Origin of the sequence: Rhizobium rhizoryzae (assembly GCF_011046895.1) — a bacterium.
Classification (GTDB): Bacteria; Pseudomonadota; Alphaproteobacteria; order Rhizobiales; family Rhizobiaceae; genus Neorhizobium; species Neorhizobium rhizoryzae.
This window is the reverse complement of the sequence record NZ_CP049250.1, coordinates 2,343,415-2,364,227: the sequence shown is the minus strand read 5'-3', so window position 1 is coordinate 2,364,227 and position 20,813 is coordinate 2,343,415. Positions and strand designations below refer to the sequence as shown.

General features: G+C 58.1%; 22 protein-coding genes. 10 read left to right on the top strand and 12 right to left on the bottom strand.

What is annotated here, in order from left to right; genetic code table 11:
• The first annotated feature begins 558 nt into the window (after window positions 1–558).
• Both G6N80_RS17255 and G6N80_RS17250 read left to right on the top strand, forming a co-directional pair.
• Complete coding sequence (locus tag G6N80_RS17255; RefSeq protein WP_165135573.1) at window positions 559–936, top strand: hypothetical protein; 378 nt, start codon at window positions 559–561, stop codon at window positions 934–936.
• Window positions 937–1,021: 85 nt separating this feature from the next.
• Window positions 1,022–1,225, top strand: a complete 204-nt coding sequence (locus tag G6N80_RS17250) for a hypothetical protein (protein WP_062554237.1) — start codon at window positions 1,022–1,024, stop codon at window positions 1,223–1,225.
• Window positions 1,226–1,230: 5 nt separating this feature from the next.
• Here G6N80_RS17250 and dusA read toward each other — a convergent pair whose 3' ends face one another.
• Both dusA and G6N80_RS17240 read right to left on the bottom strand, forming a co-directional pair.
• Window positions 1,231–2,265 carry a tRNA dihydrouridine(20/20a) synthase DusA gene (dusA, locus tag G6N80_RS17245; RefSeq protein WP_165135570.1) on the bottom strand — a complete coding sequence of 345 codons (1,035 nt, stop codon included), beginning with the start codon at window positions 2,263–2,265 and terminating at the stop codon, window positions 1,231–1,233.
• An 83-nt stretch (window positions 2,266–2,348) separates the two neighbouring features.
• Complete coding sequence (locus tag G6N80_RS17240) at window positions 2,349–2,921, bottom strand: helix-turn-helix domain-containing protein (protein ID WP_062554235.1); 573 nt, start codon at window positions 2,919–2,921, stop codon at window positions 2,349–2,351.
• A 132-nt stretch (window positions 2,922–3,053) separates the two neighbouring features.
• Here G6N80_RS17240 and G6N80_RS17235 point away from each other — a divergent pair, with 132 nt between their 5' ends.
• From G6N80_RS17235 to G6N80_RS17215, 5 genes are all read left to right on the top strand, one after another.
• Window positions 3,054–4,256 (top strand): glycine C-acetyltransferase, encoded by a 1,203-nt coding sequence (locus G6N80_RS17235; RefSeq protein ID WP_165135567.1) that lies wholly within the window; start codon window positions 3,054–3,056, stop codon window positions 4,254–4,256.
• Between the two features lie 21 nt (window positions 4,257–4,277).
• Window positions 4,278–5,306: an L-threonine 3-dehydrogenase gene (gene tdh, locus G6N80_RS17230; protein ID WP_062554233.1), complete on the top strand. Its 1,029-nt coding sequence runs from the start codon at window positions 4,278–4,280 to the stop codon at window positions 5,304–5,306.
• A gap of 173 nt (window positions 5,307–5,479) precedes the next feature.
• The gene (locus G6N80_RS17225) at window positions 5,480–6,175 is read left to right on the top strand and encodes a fumarylacetoacetate hydrolase family protein (protein WP_062554232.1); all 696 of its coding nucleotides are present in this window, start codon (window positions 5,480–5,482) and stop codon (window positions 6,173–6,175) included.
• A gap of 24 nt (window positions 6,176–6,199) precedes the next feature.
• Window positions 6,200–6,727, top strand: coding sequence for a gamma carbonic anhydrase family protein (locus tag G6N80_RS17220; RefSeq protein WP_062554231.1), 528 nt, complete (start codon window positions 6,200–6,202; stop codon window positions 6,725–6,727).
• A 101-nt stretch (window positions 6,728–6,828) separates the two neighbouring features.
• The gene (locus G6N80_RS17215; RefSeq protein ID WP_082547152.1) at window positions 6,829–8,028 is read left to right on the top strand and encodes a GGDEF domain-containing protein; all 1,200 of its coding nucleotides are present in this window, start codon (window positions 6,829–6,831) and stop codon (window positions 8,026–8,028) included.
• On the opposite strand, the gene G6N80_RS17210 is transcribed toward G6N80_RS17215, so the two are convergent.
• Genes G6N80_RS17210 through G6N80_RS17200 form a run of 3 tightly spaced genes read right to left on the bottom strand, consistent with a single transcriptional unit; the run spans window position 8,029 to window position 10,137 of the window.
• Window positions 8,029–8,427, bottom strand: coding sequence for a Fur family transcriptional regulator (locus G6N80_RS17210; protein ID WP_062554229.1), 399 nt, complete (start codon window positions 8,425–8,427; stop codon window positions 8,029–8,031).
• The gene (locus tag G6N80_RS17205) at window positions 8,424–9,251 is read right to left on the bottom strand and encodes a metal ABC transporter permease (protein ID WP_165135564.1); all 828 of its coding nucleotides are present in this window, start codon (window positions 9,249–9,251) and stop codon (window positions 8,424–8,426) included. Before G6N80_RS17205 ends, G6N80_RS17210 begins: the two co-directional genes overlap by 4 nt.
• Window positions 9,244–10,137: an ATP-binding cassette domain-containing protein gene (locus tag G6N80_RS17200; protein WP_246251429.1), complete on the bottom strand. Its 894-nt coding sequence runs from the start codon at window positions 10,135–10,137 to the stop codon at window positions 9,244–9,246. Before G6N80_RS17200 ends, G6N80_RS17205 begins: the two co-directional genes overlap by 8 nt.
• A gap of 98 nt (window positions 10,138–10,235) precedes the next feature.
• Between G6N80_RS17200 and znuA the strand changes: the two genes are divergently transcribed.
• Both znuA and zigA read left to right on the top strand, forming a co-directional pair.
• Window positions 10,236–11,237, top strand: coding sequence for a zinc ABC transporter substrate-binding protein ZnuA (gene znuA, locus G6N80_RS17195; RefSeq protein WP_165135558.1), 1,002 nt, complete (start codon window positions 10,236–10,238; stop codon window positions 11,235–11,237).
• Window positions 11,238–11,313: 76 nt separating this feature from the next.
• The gene (gene zigA / locus G6N80_RS17190) at window positions 11,314–12,519 is read left to right on the top strand and encodes a zinc metallochaperone GTPase ZigA (protein WP_165135555.1); all 1,206 of its coding nucleotides are present in this window, start codon (window positions 11,314–11,316) and stop codon (window positions 12,517–12,519) included.
• Between the two features lie 52 nt (window positions 12,520–12,571).
• On the opposite strand, the gene G6N80_RS17185 is transcribed toward zigA, so the two are convergent.
• The 3 genes from G6N80_RS17185 to gndA all read right to left on the bottom strand — a co-directional run bounded on the left by G6N80_RS17185 (window position 12,572) and on the right by gndA (window position 15,659).
• Window positions 12,572–12,901, bottom strand: a complete 330-nt coding sequence (locus tag G6N80_RS17185) for an RcnB family protein (RefSeq protein WP_062554225.1) — start codon at window positions 12,899–12,901, stop codon at window positions 12,572–12,574.
• Between the two features lie 175 nt (window positions 12,902–13,076).
• Window positions 13,077–14,120: an L-glyceraldehyde 3-phosphate reductase gene (mgrA, locus tag G6N80_RS17180; protein ID WP_165135552.1), complete on the bottom strand. Its 1,044-nt coding sequence runs from the start codon at window positions 14,118–14,120 to the stop codon at window positions 13,077–13,079.
• A gap of 108 nt (window positions 14,121–14,228) precedes the next feature.
• Window positions 14,229–15,659 carry an NADP-dependent phosphogluconate dehydrogenase gene (gndA, locus tag G6N80_RS17175; RefSeq protein ID WP_062554223.1) on the bottom strand — a complete coding sequence of 477 codons (1,431 nt, stop codon included), beginning with the start codon at window positions 15,657–15,659 and terminating at the stop codon, window positions 14,229–14,231.
• A gap of 192 nt (window positions 15,660–15,851) precedes the next feature.
• Here gndA and G6N80_RS17170 point away from each other — a divergent pair, with 192 nt between their 5' ends.
• A complete protein-coding gene (locus G6N80_RS17170) occupies window positions 15,852–16,265 on the top strand; it encodes an SRPBCC family protein (protein ID WP_165135549.1) in 414 nt (137 codons plus the stop codon).
• On the opposite strand, the gene G6N80_RS17165 is transcribed toward G6N80_RS17170, so the two are convergent.
• The 4 genes from G6N80_RS17165 to G6N80_RS17150 all read right to left on the bottom strand — a co-directional run bounded on the left by G6N80_RS17165 (window position 16,255) and on the right by G6N80_RS17150 (window position 20,794).
• Entirely contained in the window at window positions 16,255–17,190 is a 936-nt protein-coding gene (locus tag G6N80_RS17165) for a lipid A biosynthesis lauroyl acyltransferase (RefSeq protein ID WP_062554222.1), read from the bottom strand. The two genes, G6N80_RS17170 and G6N80_RS17165, sit on opposite strands and share 11 nt — an antisense overlap.
• A gap of 4 nt (window positions 17,191–17,194) precedes the next feature.
• Window positions 17,195–18,223: a zinc-binding dehydrogenase gene (locus G6N80_RS17160; protein WP_165135546.1), complete on the bottom strand. Its 1,029-nt coding sequence runs from the start codon at window positions 18,221–18,223 to the stop codon at window positions 17,195–17,197.
• 65 nt (window positions 18,224–18,288) lie between these two features.
• Complete coding sequence (locus G6N80_RS17155) at window positions 18,289–19,578, bottom strand: beta-ketoacyl-ACP synthase (RefSeq protein ID WP_062554767.1); 1,290 nt, start codon at window positions 19,576–19,578, stop codon at window positions 18,289–18,291.
• A gap of 10 nt (window positions 19,579–19,588) precedes the next feature.
• Window positions 19,589–20,794: a beta-ketoacyl-ACP synthase gene (locus G6N80_RS17150; protein ID WP_062554220.1), complete on the bottom strand. Its 1,206-nt coding sequence runs from the start codon at window positions 20,792–20,794 to the stop codon at window positions 19,589–19,591.
• Window positions 20,795–20,813: the final 19 nt, after the last annotated feature.

The window sequence follows — 20,813 nt, the reverse complement described above, 5'->3', positions numbered from 1 at the left end:
GCCGTCTCCAATATTTTTTCACCCCTCACTCCGCCACCCTATTCCACTCATGTTTCACTCATACCGTTCCGCAACGGTTACACCAGCAGGCGTGCTGGCGATGCGGGACCGGCGCGGGTGTGAAGGGGTAGACGCAAAACCTTCACCTCCGGGTTCGCGGAAAATGGTCTCCCTCTGGCGACACGGGGGAAATGGCAGGGCTTCGGATCTAACCCTCCATTTCATCTCCGAACTGGCGCGTCAGGCGTGCCTGTGTGGCACACATGGGGAATGGTGTCGGGAAAGTCTGTCGGGTCAAGTCCGCCGGACCACCGGGAGCCGATAGGTTTCAACAAACCTTTCCGGCAGCCATTTCAGGCAGAGAGACCGAAGTCGCGGGCATAAACCGCTGAACGGGGCGCTGATAGGTGTCACCTTCTACTACCATATCGAGGCAGCTTTCAGTGCCCCGACCGAATACCCCGTATCCCGACAAGATACGGCCCGAACTGACCCTCACACCACGGGCAGGTTCTGCCGCGTGAACGAGCATGCGCGTCTTCAAAACAGGGAGCGACGATGGACGCTACAGTCAATAATTCCGACACGGATCAGAAAGAGCACACCATACGCAAGATCAGCGAGGCACTTGCCATGCCGCTTCTGAATTGCCGCAACCGTGAATGCCGCCGCAGGCTGGCGTGTTGCGGTCCGGAAAATGCCCTCCTACCGGTTTGCTGGTCCAGCATGCCGCGCAGCATGGGCGAACCATCTCTTGCATTTGGCGAAGGCGTTTTGGCACTGCACAACGCCTTCCTCCTGAAGCAGAAACAACCGGAATATCCGGCCAGGATTGATCCCGTTCAAATGGCGGTGGCGGAGAGCACTATTCGTGCCCTCATTCCTCGTCGGCAGTGGAAGCAGCTTCGACGCTGGTTCATTTCGCTCGGGCGTTGATCACGAATTGCTGATTGTTAAACGGCCATCAACCGGTTTTTGCGATACATCTTCCTAAGACAGCAGATACGCAGAAGGACTGAGAATGATCGGCTTCATCAACACGCACAACCAGCCCGTTTTCATCAATCCGGCGCAGGTGCTCTACGTGACCGTTTATGAAGCCGATGTCTCGATCATCGCCCTTGCCATGGCGGGTCAGGGCGGCAAGCCGCTTTCGCTCTATGTACGCGGCAGCGCCGATCAGGTTCAGCGCCGCATTGCCGGACAATTGCACGAGGATGTCTGAGCCGATCAACCGGCCAGTCGCTCTCCATCGGCCGTTGATCCCTTGGGACCGGCGGAGAGATCAACCGCTGCAAAAGCGGTGGCGATAAGCTCCGGGTCAGCACCCGGCTTTGTCGCCTCGGAAGACAGGATCTGGCGGAACCGTCGCGCACCGGCAAAGCCCTGGAACAGGCCCACCATATGCCGGGTGACATGGTGCAGACGCCCGCCGGAGGCGATCACCTCGTCCGCATAGGCCATCATCGTATCGCGAAGCGCCAGCCAGTCGAACTCCCGCTCCGGCTCTCCGTAGACTGCCGCATCGACACCCGTCAGCAACCCGGCATTCTGATAGGCAGCGCGGCCAAGCATCACGCCATCGACATGTTTCAGGTGCTCGCCCGCCTGATTCAAATCCTGAATTCCGCCGTTTATCCCGATGAAAACATTGGGATGTTCGCGTTTCATGGCATAAACCAGAGCGTAATCCAGCGGCGGAATTTCCCGGTTCTCCTTCGGGCTCAGCCCTTGCAGCCAGGCCTTGCGGGCGTGGATCCAGACGGCATCGCTGCCCGCCGCAATAACCTTGGCGAGGAAATCCGGCAGCACCGTTTCCGGCTCCTGATCGTCCACCCCGATGCGGCATTTCACCGTCACCGGCAGGTTCGTCACCGTCTTCATCGCCGCCACGCATTCGGCCACAAGGTCCGGCGTCTTCATAAGGCAGGCGCCAAAGGTGCCACTCTGCACCCGGTCGGACGGACAGCCGACATTGAGATTGATCTCGTCGTAAGCGAAGTCCGCCGCGATCTCCACCGCCTTCGCCAGCTTGGCCGGGTCGGAACCTCCCAGCTGCAGCGTCACCGGATGTTCTGCAGCATGGTGCGACAGCAGCCTCTCGCGCGGACCGTGGATGATCGCATCCGCCACCACCATCTCGGTAAACAACACCGCATGGCTCGACAATTGCCGGTGCAGATAGCGGCAATGTCGATCGGTCCAGTCGATCATCGGGGCGACTGCGAACAGCCTATGGCGGTTCAGATACTTGTCTTTCAACATGGGAGAAATTTCGTTCCAGCTCTCTTGGGCGCGCTACCCTCTACCACAGGATGCCGGAGGAAAGAACCCGCAGCATGACCCGCCTATTTATACAGAACCACCAGCAGTCCGCGCACGGTTTCGGTGCCTGCATTGGCAATGGCATGCGCCACGTCAGCGGGATAATGCGCGGTTTCACCCTCCTTGAGGACGACACTCACCGCGCCGCTCTGCACCTGGAATTCGCCATCCAGAGACGTGAAATGCTCGAAGGTGCCAAGCGTATGCGGATCACTTTCCAGCCTGCCGCCCGGCTGGATTTCCACCTCATACCATTCGGTCTGGCCCGCCAGTCTCGGCGGACCGAGTATCTTGAGCTGACAAAGCCCGTCAGCGCTTTGAATACGCGGCGTCAGGGTTCCGGTGGTAATCTCGATCTGCACTGTCTGTCTCTGGGAGGACGTCCCGCCGATCAATTCGGCAACATCGATCTCCAGCGCCTGCGTCAGGCTCCAGACGACGGCGAAGGTGGGATTTGCCTCGCCCCGCTCTATCTGGCTGAGCATGGATTTGGAAACGCCCGAGCGCAGCGCAAGCTGTTCCAGCGTCAGCCCCTTTCGCTTGCGCTCCTTCTGTACGGCAGGACCAATCTTGGGCGTTCGTTTCGACAAGGGCATCCTCGCATATCTTGAACCAGAATTCCTTTATATCGGAATTCGTTCACTATCAAAAGCGTCAATTTAAGTGGATCACTCTTGACAAACGATCCAATATAGTGAATTTTTCCGACATAACGGAATGGAGGATCCATGTCGCTCAAACTGGAAGATCACATCAGGCAGGTTCTGACGCAGATTGAGGCGGATGGCCTCTACAAGCGCGAACGCAACATCACCAGTCCACAGAGCGGCTCGATCACGATTTCGGCCGCTGGTGGTGACCGTCGCGTGGTCAATCTCTGCGCCAACAATTATCTCGGGCTGGCCGACCACCCTGAAATCATTGCTGCAGCAAAGCATGGGCTGGATGCATTCGGCTTTGGCATGGCGTCCGTCCGGTTCATCTGCGGCACGCAGACGCTCCACCGTGAACTCGAGCACACCATCGCCCGCTATCTGGGCAAGGATGACGCAATTCTCTTTGCCGCCTGTTTCGATGCCAATGGCGGTGTCTTCGAGCCGCTGCTCGAAGCCGAGGACGCGATCATCTCCGATAGCCTCAACCACGCCTCGATCATCGATGGCGTGCGTCTGTGCAAGGCCAAGCGCTTTCGCTTTACCAATGGCGACATGAACGAACTGGAAGATCGCTTGAAAGAGGCGGATCTGGCAGGCTCACGCTTCAAGCTGATTGTCACCGACGGCGTGTTTTCCATGGATGGCTATATCGCCAACCTGCCCGCCATCTGCGAACTGGCAGAACGCTACAACGCACTCGTGATGGTGGATGATTGCCATGCCACCGGCCATCTGGGTGAAGCAGGACGAGGAACGCCCACCCTCACCGGCGTTGGTCAGAAGGTGGATATTCTGACCGGCACGCTGGGCAAGAGCCTCGGCGGCGCCATGGGCGGCTATGTGGCCGCATCGCAGCCGATCATCGATCTCTTGCGCCAGCGCGCCCGCCCCTATCTCTTCTCCAACAGCCTTGCACCTGCCGTTGCCGCAGGTTCCATCAAGGCGATCGAGATTGCAGAACAGGCCGATGATCGGCGGATAACGCTGGCAGCCCATACGAAGCGTTTTCGCGAAGGCATGCAGGCAGCCGGGTTTGAACTGTTGCAGGGCGAAACCCCCATCATTCCCGTCATGCTGCACGAAGCACGGCTGGCGCAGGACATGGCGCGCGCACTGGATGAGCGTGGGGTGTTCGTCGCGGGTTTCTTCTTCCCGGTCGTGCCAAAGGGCAAAGCCCGCATTCGCACGCAGATGTCTGCCGCGCTGACGACACAAGACATCGATTTCGCCATCGCCGCCTTTACCGATGCCGGCAAGTCGCTCGGCATCATCTGATTTGTTTCTGGGAGATTACTCGTGAAAGCTCTTGTCAAAGCGCACGCTCAGCCGGGTCTCTGGCTGGAAGAGCGGCCAGTGCCCGAAATCGGACCGGACGATGTACTGGTCAAGATCCGCAAGACCGGCATCTGCGGCACCGACATCCACATCTATGCCTGGGACGAATGGGCGCAGAGAACAGTTCCGGTACCCATGGTGGTCGGCCATGAATATGCAGGCGAAATCGTTCAGGTCGGCTCGAATGTCCGCAATCTGCAGATCGGGCAGCGCGTATCGGGCGAAGGCCATGTCATCGGCATGAAAAGCCGCGCCGCGCGCGGTGGTCGTTATCACCTCGACCCGGAAACCAAGGGCATCGGCGTCAACATCCCCGGGGCTTTTGCCGAATATCTGGCACTGCCCGCCTTCAACGTCGTGCCGCTGCCCGATAGCGTCGATGATGAACTGGGCGCGATTCTCGATCCGCTCGGCAATGCAGTCCACACCGCCCTCTCCTTCGATCTCGTCGGCGAAGATGTGCTGATCACCGGCGCCGGGCCGATCGGCATCATGGCGGCGGCCATTGCCCGCCATGTTGGCGCTCGGCACGTGGTCATCACCGACATCAACCCCACACGCCTTGCGCTCGCGGGTGAGGTCGCGGATGTTGTCCCGGTCGATGTCAGCAAGGAAGATCTGCACGACGTAAAGGCCCGCCTAGGCATGAAGGAGGGCTTCGACATCGGGCTGGAAATGAGCGGCGCTCCGCCCGCTTTCGCGCAGATGGTCGATCATCTGGTCATGGGCGGCAAGATTGCCATGCTGGGCATTCCGGCACGCCCTGCGCCCGTCGACTGGACCAATGTCGTCTTCAAGATGCTGACCATCAAGGGCATCTACGGCCGCGAAATGTTCGAAACCTGGCACAAGATGCTTGCCATGCTGGAAAGTGGGCTGGATGTCCGCAAGGTCATCACGCACCGGATGTCCGCCAGCGAGTTCAAGACCGGCTTCGATATCATGCAGGGCGGCAATAGCGGCAAGATCGTTCTGGACTGGACGACCTGACGACGAACCCTCTCCTCCCGACTGATCGGTCGCGAAAGCGCAAATGCGTTCGCGACCGCATCCTGAAGTTCGCCGATGCAGGATTCTGCATCCTCGCATGCAGAATCAATTTCAGATCTCTGAAAAATGTCCTAAGCAAAACAGCACTGTAAAAGGCATTGAGGAGAGACACCATGACCGACGCGACCACAACCGTCATTCCGGCACCGCCGCTGACACTGCTACCGGTCAAGGGCTCCTCAGCCACCTTCCCAGTCCGCCGCGTATATTGCGTTGGCCGCAACTATGCCGACCATGCCATAGAAATGGGCCACGATCCTTCCCGTGAGCCACCGTTCTTCTTCCAGAAGAACCCGCAAAACCTCGTAACGGACGGACGTTTTCCCTATCCTCCCCTCTCGGAGGATGTTCACTTCGAAGTGGAACTCGTCATGGCGCTGAAAGCCGGCGGCGACAACATCGCGCTGTCGGACGCGCTGGACTGTGTCTGGGGTTACGGCGTGGGAATCGACTTCACCCGTCGCGATTTGCAGGCCGCCATCAAGAAGGCGGGTCGCCCCTGGGAAGCGGCAAAGGCGTTTGAAGCATCGGCTCCGGTTTCCGCACTCGTTCCCGTCGAAACGACTGGTCACCCGCATACAGGCGCCATCTGGCTCGATGTGAATGGAGAGCGCAAGCAAACCGGCGACATGGCGCAGATGATCTGGAAGCTGCCGGAAATCATCGTTGAACTATCGAAGCTCTTTACGCTGGCGGCAGGCGATATCATCATGACAGGAACCCCTGCAGGTGTTGGCCCGATCGTCAGAGGCGACCACATCGCCTGTGCCGCGGAAGGTGTCGCAGAGTTTTCTGTGACCGTCATCTGATCAAAGTCTGGGAGGACATCTGTCATGCCGATATATGCGCTGGGCGAATTCGAACCGAAGCTACCTGCATCCGATCGCTACTGGATCGCGCCCGGCGCGCATGTGATGGGCAAGGTCGATCTCGCAGAAGATGTCGGCATCTGGTTCGGTGCGGTCCTGCGCGGCGACAATGAATGGATCACGATCGGTGCTCGCACCAACATTCAGGAAAATACCGTGATCCACACAGACTGGGGTTCGCCGACAACAATCGGTGAAGACTGCACGATCGGCCATTCCGCCATCATTCACGGCTGCATTATCGGCAACAATTCGCTGATCGGGATGGGCGCCACAATCCTCAACGGTGCAAAGATCGGCAACAACTGCCTTGTCGGTGCCAATGCGCTTGTGACGGAGGGCAAGGAGTTTCCCGATAATTCGCTGATCGTCGGCTCGCCAGCCAAGGCTATCCGTACACTGGATGAGGCATCAGCGGCGAAGCTCAAAGCTTCGGCACTCAACTATACAGAGAACTGGAAGCGCTTTGCATCTGAACTAAAGGAGATTTAGCAATAGACGTCTGATTAAAATCATAAGAACAAAATTTACTTTTCCCGCTTAGCTTCGCCTCAAGCATAGGACCGCCGCTTGACGCGGACAGGTGGGAATCGATGATCGATACACGCTTTCAATTGGACGACAAACGTCCACTCAGATCGTTGGTGGATGAGGCGTTAGCCCAGGCCCCGCGCAAAATGCGTTTCCCCAAGGCGCTATCCCATTCCTACGGTGCCTATTCCGCCGAGATGAGATCCCGAAAGTCGCTGCCTGCCGCAGCCATCTGTCTTGCGCTCTTCAACTGCGGCCTGATTCTTGACTATAAATTCGCGTCCGGTCTGATCTGGCAGTTCTTCGGGATCCGTTTCTTTTGCACGACCCTGCCAATTCTTTTCGTGATCTGGGTCAGCAACCGGTTTCTGAACCATGTCTTCCGGGACTGGTCGATCGCAGCGAGCCTCGTCTGGGGCGCGGTCATGCTGAACGTTCTGGTCGAAATGCGCGGTTCGACGGCTGCTCACCTTGCGTTCAGCATCGGGCTCTATCTCATCGTCATCAATATCGTATTTCACCTCAGGCCGCGGGTGGCGACGACCCTGTCGGTCGGCGTGTGTCTGACCACCGTCCTGATGACATGGCAAAGAATGGTCAAGTTCGACGACCAGACAATCCTCGCCATAACGTTCCTGATCGCGGCCACGATCATTACCCTGCTTGCCAACTTCCGACATGATGCAACCATGCGGCACCTGTATCTGCTCATTCTGCGCGAACAGATCCGTACGCAGGACATGGAACAGGCAAACCAGGAACTGAGCGAAATTTCCTATACGGACGCTCTCACGGGTGTTTCAAATCGCCGCCGCTTCGACCTCGAGTTCGAACTCGCCTGCCGGAATGCGCGCGAACAGTACGGCGTCCTCGGATTGCTTCTAATCGATGTGGACCACTTCAAACGGTACAACGACACGCACGGCCATCCGGCTGGCGATGCGTGCCTGAAAGAAGTGGCCACACGAATTTCGGAGCAAACCCGCCGGGAACAGGATATCATCGCCCGCATCGGCGGCGAGGAATTTGCGATCATTCTGCGGGATACCAGTCCGGACGGTGCCGATCGCGTTGCATCCCGAATTCACGCGGCAATGCAGGCGCAGTGGCCTCAAGATCTGCCGCCCGTGACAGTCAGCATCGGCTTGGCCATCATGACGGGACCCTCAGCGACGTCCATCATGCAAGCAGCTGATACAGCGCTCTACGAGGCCAAGGAGCGCGGACGCAACCGTACCATCACCACGGCGCTCGCTGCCTGATCAATTGTTGCAGGCAGCGCAGAGCCCGCGTATCTCGATGGTGGTTTTCGAAGGTTTGAACCCCTTGCCGCGCGTCCACTGGTTCAGTTGATCATCGATTACATGATCATGAAACTCACTGACATGACCGCAGCTCTCGCAGATCGCGAAAGCCACTGTACCATGCGAGCAGCATGTATGTTCGCGATGCGCGCAGGCCACGAAGGAATTCAAGCTTTCCAGCCGATGCACCAGGCCAAATTCCAGCAGCTTTTCCAGCGCCCTGTAGACCTGCAACGGCGCCCGAAACCCATGATCTCGCAGCTTGTCGAGAATGGTATAGGCGCTCAGAGGCCCCTCGGATCGGGTCAGCACATCGAGCACCAAAGTCTGGTTCTTGGTGAGATTGACCGTACTCATCGGCGTCCTCCTGAAATGAGATCAGTCTGCGCTTCCCGACGACCGGGTCGCGGCAGCAGGCTGATGATGAAAAGAAGCAGGGCCGCAACAACGATAGATGGCCCCGAAGGCGTATCCTGATAAAGCGAACCGAACAGGCCGAGCACGACCGATACCGCACCAAAGATGGAGGCGAGAACCGCCATGCGTTCGGGGCTGCCGGCGAACTGGCGCGCCGTTGCGGCGGGAATGATGAGCAGCGCGGTGATCAACATGATGCCGACGATCTTCATTGCGATTGCAATGACCAGCGCCATCAGCAGCATGAAGCAAATCCGGGCCCGCTCCGGGTGCAGCCCCTCAGCCTCAGCCAGTTCATGGCTGACTGTAGAAGCGACCAGAGGCCGCCAGAGAAACACCAGGCTGACCAGCACCAGAGTACCACCGCCCCAGATCAACGCGATATCCATCCAGGTCACCGCGAGGATATCACCGAATAGATAACCGATCAGATCAATCCGGACCCAGGTCATGAACGCCACCATCACAAGGCCAATGGCGAGCGTCGAGTGAGACAGGATGCCAAGCAGCGAATCCGCTGAAAGTGCATGCACCCTCTGCAACAAAAGCAGCAGAAGAGAGACGGCTACAGCAACAGCGAATACGCTGATCAATAGATTGGCTTCCAGCAACAGGGAGAGCGCCACGCCCAGCAGCGCCGAATGTGCCATCGTATCGCCGAAGTAGGCCATACGCCGCCAGACAACGAGACAGCCCAAAGGTCCAGTTGTCAGCGCGAGACCCACTCCGGCCAGTAGAGCGCGAATGAAGAAATCGTCAAGCATGGCGATCCCCCACCAGGCCGGGCACATGGACGTGCTTGTGGTGGTGACTATGTTCATGACCGTGATGATGATCATGGCCGTCGTGATGATGTCCATCCTCGGGGTGGCAGTGGTCGGTGATGGTACCATCCCGATGCTGGACGCGCCCATCGGGCAGGTGTGTATGGTCATGTTGGTGATTGTAGAAGGCAATGCCGGGGCGGGACGCGCCGAACAATCGACGATAGTCCTCGCTCTGGCTGACGGCAGCAGGCGTTCCACGGCAACAGACATGGCCATTCAGGCATACAACCGTATCGGTGGCTGCCATCACCACATGCAGATCGTGCGAGATCATGAGGATGCCACAACCGGTCTTGTCCCTGATCTCGCCAATCAACTGGTAAAGCGCCGTCTCCCCGGCAAAATCCACGCCCTGAACGGGCTCATCCAACACCAGCAAGTCAGGATCTCGGGCAATCGCACGGGCAAGAAGCGCACGTTGAAATTCACCGCCGGACAGGTGCTGTACTTCCGCCTTCACAAGATGCGGGATCGAAACCGCATCCAGCGCCGCATCCAGCCTGTCCTTGCTCAGTGGCCCCGTAAGCCTCATCAGCCGTTCGACGGTTAAAGGCATAGTCCGATCTATGGCTAGCTTTTGGGGAACGTAGCCCACCTTGAGGCCCGCAGACCGCTGCACCTGCCCCTCGTCCGCCTTCAGAACGCCAATGGCAAGCTTTGCGGTTGTGGATTTGCCCGCTCCGTTCGGGCCGATCAATGTAACGATCTCGCCTTTACGAAGCGTGAGATCGATGCCGCGCACGAGCCACCGCCCTTGTCGGCGGATGCCCGCATTCGACATGGTCACGAGAATTCGATCGGAGGTGTCCGGCTCAGCCAGCATGAAAAATCCTGTTCTGGTGTTGCCCTCTGCTATTGCACACGTTATAGGGTAACACAATTCATGTAATAACATTACGTGACACATTCAAGGAGCCAGACATGAAGACTTCCCTCGCCGCCCTCTTTGCAACCGCTTCGGTTTTCGCCGCAAGTAGTGCTTTGGCAGCACCGGAGGTCGTGGTTTCCGTCAAGCCAATCCATTCTCTCGTCGCGGCGGTAATGGAAGGCGTTGCCGTGCCGAAGCTGATTGTGGAAGGTGCTGCCTCGCCGCATACCTTTACGATGAAGCCTTCGAACGCCCGTTCGCTTGAAAAGGCTGATGTGATTTTCTGGGTCGGAGAAAACCTCGAAACCTTCCTGGAGAAGCCGCTGGATGCTCTGGGCAAGAAGGCAACGGTCGTCGCGCTGTCGGAAGCTCCAGGCGTCGCAAAACTGAAGCTGCGCGAGGGCGGTACATTCGAGAGCCACGATCACTCGGACGAGGGTCACGATGACCATGCCGGCCATGATCATGCCAAGCACGACCATGACAAGCACGATCACGCTACAGAGGCCGGGCATGACGATCACGATCATGAAGGTTTCGACATGCATCTGTGGCTGGATCCCTCAAACGCCAAGGCGATGGTGAAGGATATTCAGGCGCGCTTGATCAAGGCCGATCCGGAGCACGTTGCGATCTACAATCGCAATGCTGTGGAACTTGAGAAAAAAATCGACGCCTTGGATCAGGAGATCCGCAGTGCGCTGGCGCCAGTGAAAGCCAAGCCGCTTTTGGTCTTCCACGACGCCTATCAGTATTTCGAGCATCACTATGACATCAATGTCGTGGGCTCGATCACTGTCAGCCCGGAAACCGTACCGGGCGCGGAACGGCTGAGCGAGATCCACAAGAAGCTGGCGTCGCTGAATGCCGTCTGCGTCTTCGCGGAGCCGCAGTTTCAGCCAAAGTTGATTGATGTCGTAACCGCAGGCACGAAGGCCAAGAGTGGCACTCTGGACCCTGAAGGCGCAACACTGAAGGAAGGGCCAGAGCTCTACTTCAGCCTCATGCGCAGCATGGCCAAATCCCTTGTCGATTGCCTGGGAAAAGACGCCTAACGATAGAGAGGGCGCTAACTGATGCGCCCTTTTTTGGAACTCAATATGTAATGTTATAACAAATAGGAATTCTGCGATGGATAATAGACTCCCCGTTACCGTCCTTTCCGGTTTTCTGGGCGCAGGCAAAACCACCCTTTTGAATCACATCCTCGCCAATCGCGATGGTCTTCGCGTTGCGCTGATTGTGAACGACATGAGCGAGGTGAATATCGACGCCAGTCTCGTACGCGAAGGTGAGGCCAATCTATCGCGCACGGAGGAACAACTGGTAGAAATGACCAATGGCTGCATCTGTTGTACGCTGCGCGACGACCTTCTGACCGAGGTGCGTCAACTGGCCGAGCAAAAGCGTTTTGACTACCTGCTGATCGAATCGACCGGCATTGCAGAACCGCTACCCGTCGCCGCTACATTTGAATTTCGCGATGAAGACGGCAACAGTCTTTCAGACGTCGCACGGCTGGACACGATGGTGACAGTGGTCGACGCGGCAAATCTGCTGAAAGATTATGGCTCCTCCGATTTTCTCGCAGACCGGGGAGAAACCGCAGGTGATGGCGACGATCGCACCCTGGTGGACCTTCTGGTAGAGCAGATCGAGTTCGCCGACGTCGTCATCCTCAACAAGGTATCTGCCGCGACGCCGGACGAGGTCGATGCCGCCTGCAAAATCATCAGCGGACTGAACCCTGTCGCAAAAATCATCGAGACCGATTTCGGTATGGTGGAGCCAAAGCAGATTCTGGGTACCGGACTGTTTGAATTCGGCAAGGCGGAAACCCATCCACTCTGGTTCAAGGAATTGCATGGTTTCAAGGACCATGTGCCGGAGACCGAAGAATACGGCATCCGCTCATTCGTCTACCGTCAACGCCGCCCCTTTGATCCAGAAAAACTGCACCGCTTCATCAGCAAGTCCTGGCCGGGTGTCATCAGGGCGAAAGGCTTCTTCTGGCTGGCGACAAGACCCTACCATGTTGGCGAGCTTTCACAGGCGGGAGCGATCATCAGGACGCAGAAACTCGGCCTCTGGTGGGATGCTGTGCCTCGTGAACAATGGCCGCAGGACAATGGTTTCCGCGATGGCCTTGCCCGCTATCTCGATCCAGTCTGGGGGGATCGTCGCCAGGAACTGGTGTTCATCGGTGCCGACCCGATGGACGAAGCCTGGATCCGGGCGGAACTGGACGCCTGCCTGCTGAAGGACAAGAGCTTCCAGCCAGACCGCTGGCGCGACCTGCCAGATCCATTCGCGAGTTGGTCTCCCAAGGCTGCGTAAGCGAAAGGCCGAGGCCGCCGCAGGATGATGCGGCGGCCCAGGTTTCCACGGGTCAGCGACCAGCAATGATGTTGGCAATAATGCCGCTGGTGACACCGATCAGCAGAAACTCATTGTTCACGCGAACCCAGTGATAGCCACGCGGGGGCGCCGAAAGACGATAGCGGCGGTAATCGCGGATTTCCGCCAGACGCGCCCGCTCAGCTCGCGAGAGCTTTTGTCCGCGATGCCAACGCTGTTTCTTGACGATCGTCCGCTTCTCGATCACGGTTCGCTCAACGGTTCTGGTGCGATCCGGACCGTGTCCGCGATGATCCTGAGCCTGTGCCATCGGTGCTGCCAGAATGGTGGCGGCGGTCAACAAGGTTACGATCGTTTTCATCTCAGCGTCCTTTCGTATGTTCGATGAAGCGAAAGTACGGCCGCAAAGATGAATGCGATATGAACTCATATATTACAAATAAGTAATGAAAACATGAACTTGCATTAACAAAACAGGTCGAGTTTATCGGGGCGTGCGACCCGAACAGGATCGGATCGCACAGCCAACAGTTCAATTACCGCGAAGGCCCTTCGCGCTCTGCCGATGCAGCCCAAAGGTTGATGTCGGCATCCTTCGCGAAGACCTCGATTTCGGAAAGTTCCGCCTCGGAGAAATCCGGCTTCTCGAGCGCCTTCACGCAATCTTCCACCTGCTCGGGACGGCTGGCGCCAATCAGCGCAGAGGTCACGCGGCCACCACGCAGCACCCAGGCAATTGCCATCTGCGCAAGTGTCTGCCCACGCTTTTCAGCAATGGCATTCAGCCCGCGCAGGTTCTCGATGTTGCGGTCATTGAGGAAAGCAGGCCGCAAGGATTTGCCCTGCGCGGCACGGCTGTCATCTGGAATACCGCCGAGATACTTGGACGTCAGCATGCCCTGCGCCAGAGGCGAGAACACGATGGAGCCAATGCCGAGATCGTCCAGCGTATTCAGAAGGCCATCTTCTTCCACCCAGCGATTGATGATGGAATAGCTGGGCTGGTGAATGAGACAAGGTGTGCCCAGATCCTTCAAGATTGCCGCAGCCTCCTGCGTCCGCTTCGAATTGTACGAGGAGATGCCGACATAGAGCGCCCTGCCCGACCGCACGATATGGTCCAGAGCACCGCATGTTTCTTCCAACGGCGTATCCGGGTCAAACCGGTGGGAATAGAAGATATCGACGTAATCGAGACCCATGCGCTTCAGCGACTGATCGCAGGAGGCGATGAGGTATTTTCGGCTTCCCCACTCGCCGTATGGACCCGGCCACATGTTGTAGCCTGCCTTGGACGAGATGATGAGTTCGTCACGATAGCCTGCGAAATCCGCTCTCAGGATCTCTCCGAACGCCGTTTCAGCGCTACCTGGCAGCGGGCCGTAATTGTTGGCGAGATCAAAGTGTGTGATGCCAAGATCGAACGCCTTGCGGCAGATATCACGCTTGCGCTGGTGCGGTGTGTCATCGCCGAAATTGTGCCACAGCCCGAGTGAAAGCGCCGGAAGCTTGAGGCCGGAGCGGCCACAGCGATTGTATTTCATACGGGAATAACGATCTTCAGCCGGTTGCCAGGCCATGATTTCTCCTCCGAATTGCAATTGGAAATGCGCGTAAAAGGCGGTTGGCGTTGATGCCAGAAAGAAAAACGGCAGGGCGCATCCTCTCCGCACCCTGCCATTCTTGTGTTACGCGTTGAGACCGCTGCCCCATGGACCGTGATGCTTGTCTACGCCGTCAACGCGATCGAAGCCGTGGGCACCGAAGAAGTCACGCTGCGCCTGAATGAGGTTGGCCGTGCCTCGGCCGCGACGGTAGCTATCGAAATAGGCAAGAGCCGAAGACAGCGCCGGCACTGGCAGACCAGACATGACCGCCGTGGAAACCACACGGCGAAGCGCGCCATCGGTTTCCTGTACCAGCTTCGAGAACGCAGGCGTTACGATGAGGTTTGCCGTGTCCGGATCCTTCGTGAAGGCGGACGTGATTTCGTCCAGGAACTGCGAGCGGATGATGCAGCCAGCGCGCCAGATGCGGGCAATCGTCGGCATCGGCAGGTTCCAACCATACTCCTTCGATGCCGCCGCCATGACGGCAAAGCCCTGCGCATAGGCACCGATCTTGGCGGCCAGCAGCGCATTTTCGAGATCATCCAGGAACGAAAGGCCGTCCGTGCTCGGCATGGCAACCGTCTGCGGCAGACCCAGGATTTTCTCAGCCGCCTCGCGCTCCACCTTCTGGCTGGAGAGAATGCGGCCAGCAACAGCAGCCTCAATGCCGGTTGCAGCAACGCCCAGATTCTGTGCCTCGATGACGGACCACTTGCCCGTACCCTTCTGGCCAGCGGCATCAAGGATCATGTCGACCATGGGCTTACCCGTCACCGGGTCGGTTGCGGCCAGAACCTTCTCGGTGATCTCGATCAGATAGGAATTCAGGCGCCCTTCATTCCAGCGACCGAAGACCTGACCGATCTCACTGGCCGAGAGCTTCATCCCGTCGCGCAGAATGCCGTAGATTTCGGCGATCATCTGCATGTCGGCATATTCGATACCGTTGTGGATCGTCTTGACGAAATGCCCTGCTCCGTCATTGCCGAGCCAGGCCACGCAAGGGTCGCCGTTGAACTTGGCCGAGATGGATGTCAGCACCTTCTCGACACGCTTCCAGCTATCCTCAGTGCCACCCACCATGATGGAAGGACCATGGCGTGCGCCCTCTTCCCCGCCGGAAACACCCATGCCGATGAAGGTCAGCGGGCTATCCTTGAGAGAGTCGAAACGACGGATGGTGTCGCGGAAATTGGCATTCCCTGCGTCGATCATGATGTCGCCAGCATCAAGATAGGGCTTCAGAAGCTCCATCTGCTGATCGACCGGCTCACCAGCCTTGATCATGATGATGATCGGGCGCGGCGGGCGGATGGCAGCAACGAATTCTTCTAACGTCTCGCAAGGAATGATCTGCCCCTGCAGGGCTCCGGCTTCGGCAAAGAACTTTTTCGTGGCCTCCGGGCTACGGTTGAAAACGGCAATCTTGTTGCCTTTTTCCGCGATGTTCAAAGCCAGGTTTGAACCCATAACGCCAAGACCAATAAGGCCGATTTCTGCCTGTTCCACGGACGAACCTCCATAAAGATTGGATGGGTGTTGTGGCACTCAGTTAGGTAATCGGCAAGGCAAAAGCCATGGCAAATCGATTAAATTTTCAGATACGAATGAACATGCATGGATCGTTTTAGCCTCGCACGGTGAACACTTGCCTTCATGAGGAAACGCACCATAAATCAGTGGGAGGAAGGAGAACAGATGATGCCGGTGCTTGAAGCAAAGGCGATCCATACATCCATCGAGCGAGACTGGAAGCGGGTCTATGACTTCGCTTGCAAGCCTGAGAACATGGCGCGGTGGGCATCGGGCCTTGGCAGCGGCCTACAGAATGCGGGAGACCATTGGTTGGTGGATGGTGGCCCGCTCGGTGAAATCAAGGTTCGCTTCTCCCCTCAGAATGAGCATGGGATAGTCGATCACTGGGTTGAGATGCCGTCCGGCATGATCGTCTACAATGCCTTTCGTATCGTACAGAACGGCGACGGTGCAGAGGCCATATTCCTGGTCACGAGACTGCCCGGCATGTCGGAGGAACAATTCGAACAGGATTCCCGCCATGTCGAGACCGATCTCGGCAATCTGAAGCGGATCATGGAAGCAGAGATCAGCGCTTGATGCTGTGCTTTATGTTCCAGCGATCGTGATACCAAAGCCACTGCTCCGGATGCTCCCGAACCCAGCTCTCCACCTTGTCGTTTAGGAGCTGGCCCGTGGCCTGAACATCGACGGCCCCTGTAGCCGTGCGTGGGATCTCGATCCGCGGTTCGATCTCCAGACGGTAGCGATTATCCGCCAAACGGATGCAGCGAGCGGGGTAGACCTCGCAATCGAACTGACGAACGAGCTTCGCCAACAGCGGGTTTGTCTGCACCGGATTGCCGAAGAAGCGTGTCATCAGGCCCTTCTGGAACTTCTGGTCCACCAGCACACCGATGCCCTTGCCCGCCTCCAATTGGCGCGCGAGCGCAAAGGAGGAACCCGCATGGGACGGCACAAGCTTGCCCATGCGCGCCGAGCGGAAGTTGAATACCTTTTCCGCAATGTATGGATTGTTCGGCGGACGGAACATCACCGTCACATTCAGGCCGAAGGCGGCACCTGCCACGGGAAGCAGTTCGAAATTGCCGGTATGCGCCGTAAAGACAATGAACGGGCGCGGATTGTCCCGAAGATCCAGAAACAGCGGAATACCCGATACCTCGATCCGTCCCGGCTTTTCCGCTGCCGGATCGAAGTCAAACAATCGATCGAGGAAGACGTACTCGGCTGCGAGCCTGCCCATATGGCCCCAGCTCGCCAGCGCGATATCAAGTCGCTCTTCCTCGGATTTTTCGGGAAAAGCATTGGCAAGGTTCACCAGCATCAGCTTATGGCGACCGGTCATCGGACCGATCTTGCGAACCAGCCAATCGGCAAAGCGAATGGCAGGATCCGCAGGCAGAAGCTTCAGCAGATTGAGAAAGCCGAACGTGATCTGCGCCAGAAACCACTGACGAAACTTCCGTGCGGCCAACACAATCCGGGTGATGAACATCTTCACCGGATCAATCCATCCGCAACACGATTTTCCCGAAGATCTGACGGCCTTCCATGCGCTCCAGCGCCTTGTCGATCTCGTCGAACGTCACTTCGGTATCAATCACCGGATGCACGATACCCCGCGCCATCTTCTGCATGGCGTTGGCCATGTTTTCCATGCGGCATCCAAAGGAGCCCAGTAGCTTCAGCTGTTGCTGGAACAGCATCATCAGATTGATATCGGTCGAAACACCGGATGTGGAACCGCAGGTCACCAGACGACCACCGCGCTTCATGCACAGCATGGAACCGGCCCAGGTGTCCTTGCCGACGTGTTCGAACACCACGTCCACGCCCTTCTTCTTCGTGATCTTGCGCACCACGCCTTCGAAACGGTCTGTACGATAGTTGATCACGTGATCGGCACCGAGCGCCTTGGCCTTCTCGATCTTGTCGTCGGAGCCAACCGTGGTGATCACCGTGCAGCCCATTTTCTTGGCCAGCTGGATTGCGGCGCTACCAATGCCAGATCCGCCAGCGTGAACGAGGATCGTCTCGCCCGGCTCCAGCTTGGCATTGTCGAACAGCATGTGCTCCACAGTACCGAAGGTCACAGGCGCAAGAGCCGCCGCGACAGCATCAACGCCCGGAGGCGCCGGGACCAGCTGGCGGGCCGGGATATTGATCTTTTCCTGGGCAAAGCCATCCAGATGGAAGCCGTGCACGCCCTGGACATGTTCACACAGGTTATCGCGACCCTCGCGGCACGGCTTGCAGAGGCCGCAAGTGCGCGCACCATAGACAGATACCAGCTGACCCGGCAGAACGTTGGAAACACCCGGACCGATAGATTCGACCACGCCGGAAGCTTCCGCACCGATGGTAAGCGGCATCTTGCGCTTGGCAAATGCCATGCCGCGCCAGCCCCAGACATCGATATGGTTCAGCGCAACCGCCTTGACCCGAAGCGTCACTTCACCCGGCGCCGGAGCGTCCGGCTCAGGGATGTCGGTTGCTTCAAGACGGCGATCATCGATCAGTTGCAAAGCGCGCATGAGATATTCCTTCGCCAGAAGGCGTCAAAACTGTTTGGGCAGAATAGCCTGAGTTGAACCGGCTTTTAGGCTGGCTCAGCCGTCATGACAAGACTTGCGTTCTGACCACCGAAGCCAAACGAATTGGAAAGCACGGCAGAAACCTGCTGATCGCGCTTCGTGTTCGGCACCACATCCAGAACGATGGCCGGATCCGGGTTCACATGGTTGATGGTCGGCGGCAGCGTTCCCGTCAGCATGGTCTGGATCGAGAACACGGCTTCCACCGCACCGGCAGCCGTCAGCGTATGGCCGATCATCGATTTGTTGGACGAACAAGGAATGCCGTCCTTCAAACGATCGCCGAACACCGCCAGCATCGCGCCGTATTCCATCTTGTCGTTTTCCGGCGTCGAAGTGCCGTGCGCATTGATGTACCCGATGCCGCTTTCATCCATGCCAGCATCTTCCAACGCAGCGCGGATTGTCGCGATGGCCGGCCCACCATCCGGTGAAGACCGTGTACGGTGGAAGTGATCGGCCTTTTCGCCGCAACCCTTCAGGATACCCAGAACCTTTGCGCCGCGCGCGACGGCGGATTCCAGCGATTCCAGAACAAGCGTTGCCGCACCTTCCGCGATGACGAAGCCATCACGATCCTTGCTGAACGGCTTGGACGCCTTTTCCGGCGGGTCGTTCTGCGTGGACAGGGCGGACAGCAGCGAAAAGCGAATCAAGGCTTCTGCACTCACAGATCCGTCAGTCGCAACCGTCAGCGCACGATCAGTCCGACCCTGGCGAATGGCTTCGACGCCAAGCTGGATCGCAGTTGCACCGGATGCACAGGCTGTGGACAGCGTGACCGGTAGACCGCGCGTGCCGAACATGTCGGAAAGGCGCTCTGAGATAGAACCGAATTGAACGGCCTCGAGAAAGGCCGGATCTGGCCGTTCACGCATGGCCGCCAGAAAACGATCATAGGCATCAGCTTCCGCCTGCGGCGGCGGCGCACGATCGGCAAGCTCGAAACGCGCATTCCATTCCGGCTCTACCGGTGGCGCTGCCAGAAAGAGCGGACCGTTGAAATCACCGGACAGGCCAGCCTGCGCCAGCGCTTCACGCGTCGTTTCGCGCGCAAAGGCAAACGACCGCTCAACAGCGTTTTCCCGCGGGATCTGGATGAAATCCACAGTACCGCTGATGCGGGTGGAGAGCCCCTCGGTCGGGAAGCGCTCGATCTTGTGGATGCCGGATTTACCGGAGGTCAGTGCAGACCAGTTATCCTGCAGCCCCTGACCCAGCGAGGTGATGACACCCATGCCGGTTACGGCGATAATGGGACGGCCCAGGTGATCCTTGAATGCTTTCGTGCTCATCATCGATTCCTCAACCGTTCGCCGAAAGGACGGCAAGTCCCTCGCCCCGGATATAACCGACCGTGGTCACCACAGCCTTTGCCGCGGCTCCCTGCATCTTCGTTTCGTGATCCGGATCGAAGGCCGGAATGGTGGCCTTGCCATCCAGCGCGAGTGCCGCAAGCGCCAGGCCAAGCGGGAACTGCGCTTCCATGGCATGTCCTGTCACGCCGCCAAACCCGCGAATGGCCGCGCCATTGAACGACGCCTCAAGCACTGATTTTTCGCGTGCGGCAAGATCGCTCATTCCAGTCGATCCAGAGAAAACGACCACGTCATCACCGAGCTTGGGCGCAACCTCCGCCGCAAGCCGTTGCAGCCGCTTTTCGAGACCACCATCGTCTCGCGATCCACGGTCAGCATCGATGGCATCGACAACCGCGTAGATATGCGCGCCACGCGCTTCAGCATACTGGCGGGATTCCAGAACGAGGAATGCGCCGACAGAGCCCATGATCATGCCGCCACCTTCGCTGCCATCTCGAGTCCAGAGCGGCTTCCATTCACCGGTCTGATGAGCGCGAATGCCTTCGACAAGCAGAATGATGTCGGCGCGCTCGGCCACGAAGGCACCGCCCACCAGCGAATGGGTGGACTGGCCGGACTTGATGCGATGATAGGCCGTTTCGACGGCGGAAATGCCCGCCGCCTCTTCGCCCATGAAGGTGCGGGATGAACCGGTGACCTTGTGGACGATGGAGATATTGCCAGCCAGAAGGTTGGAAAGCTGGGCAAGGAACAGCGTCGGACGAAGCTCGGTTGTCAGCTTCTCATTCAAAAGACGCTCGCGGTCGTTGCGCTTCAGCGCCTCATCAACGATCAGGCTGTCGACCTTGATATCACGCTCGCCGCCGCCGGCAGCCACGATCATATCCATCGTGCCGCAAGCTTCCGCGTTTTCCTTCAGACCTGCATCTTCCAGCGCAAGACCGGCGGCGAACACACCGAGACGCTGCCAGTTTTCCATCTGACGCTGATCACCGCGCTTGGGGATCTGCTGCGACCAGTCGATTTCCGGCATAGGGTGAACAGGATAAGGCTTGAAGCGCTCGCTATCCACCCGCGGCGGAAGAACTTCCGCGCCGGTCAGCAGGGCCACATGCGGCTCCTTGCCGACACCACGGCAGGTGACGATACCGACGCCGGTAATCACAACGTCATTGGCTGACTTGCTCATCTCAGGTTCAACCTTTCAG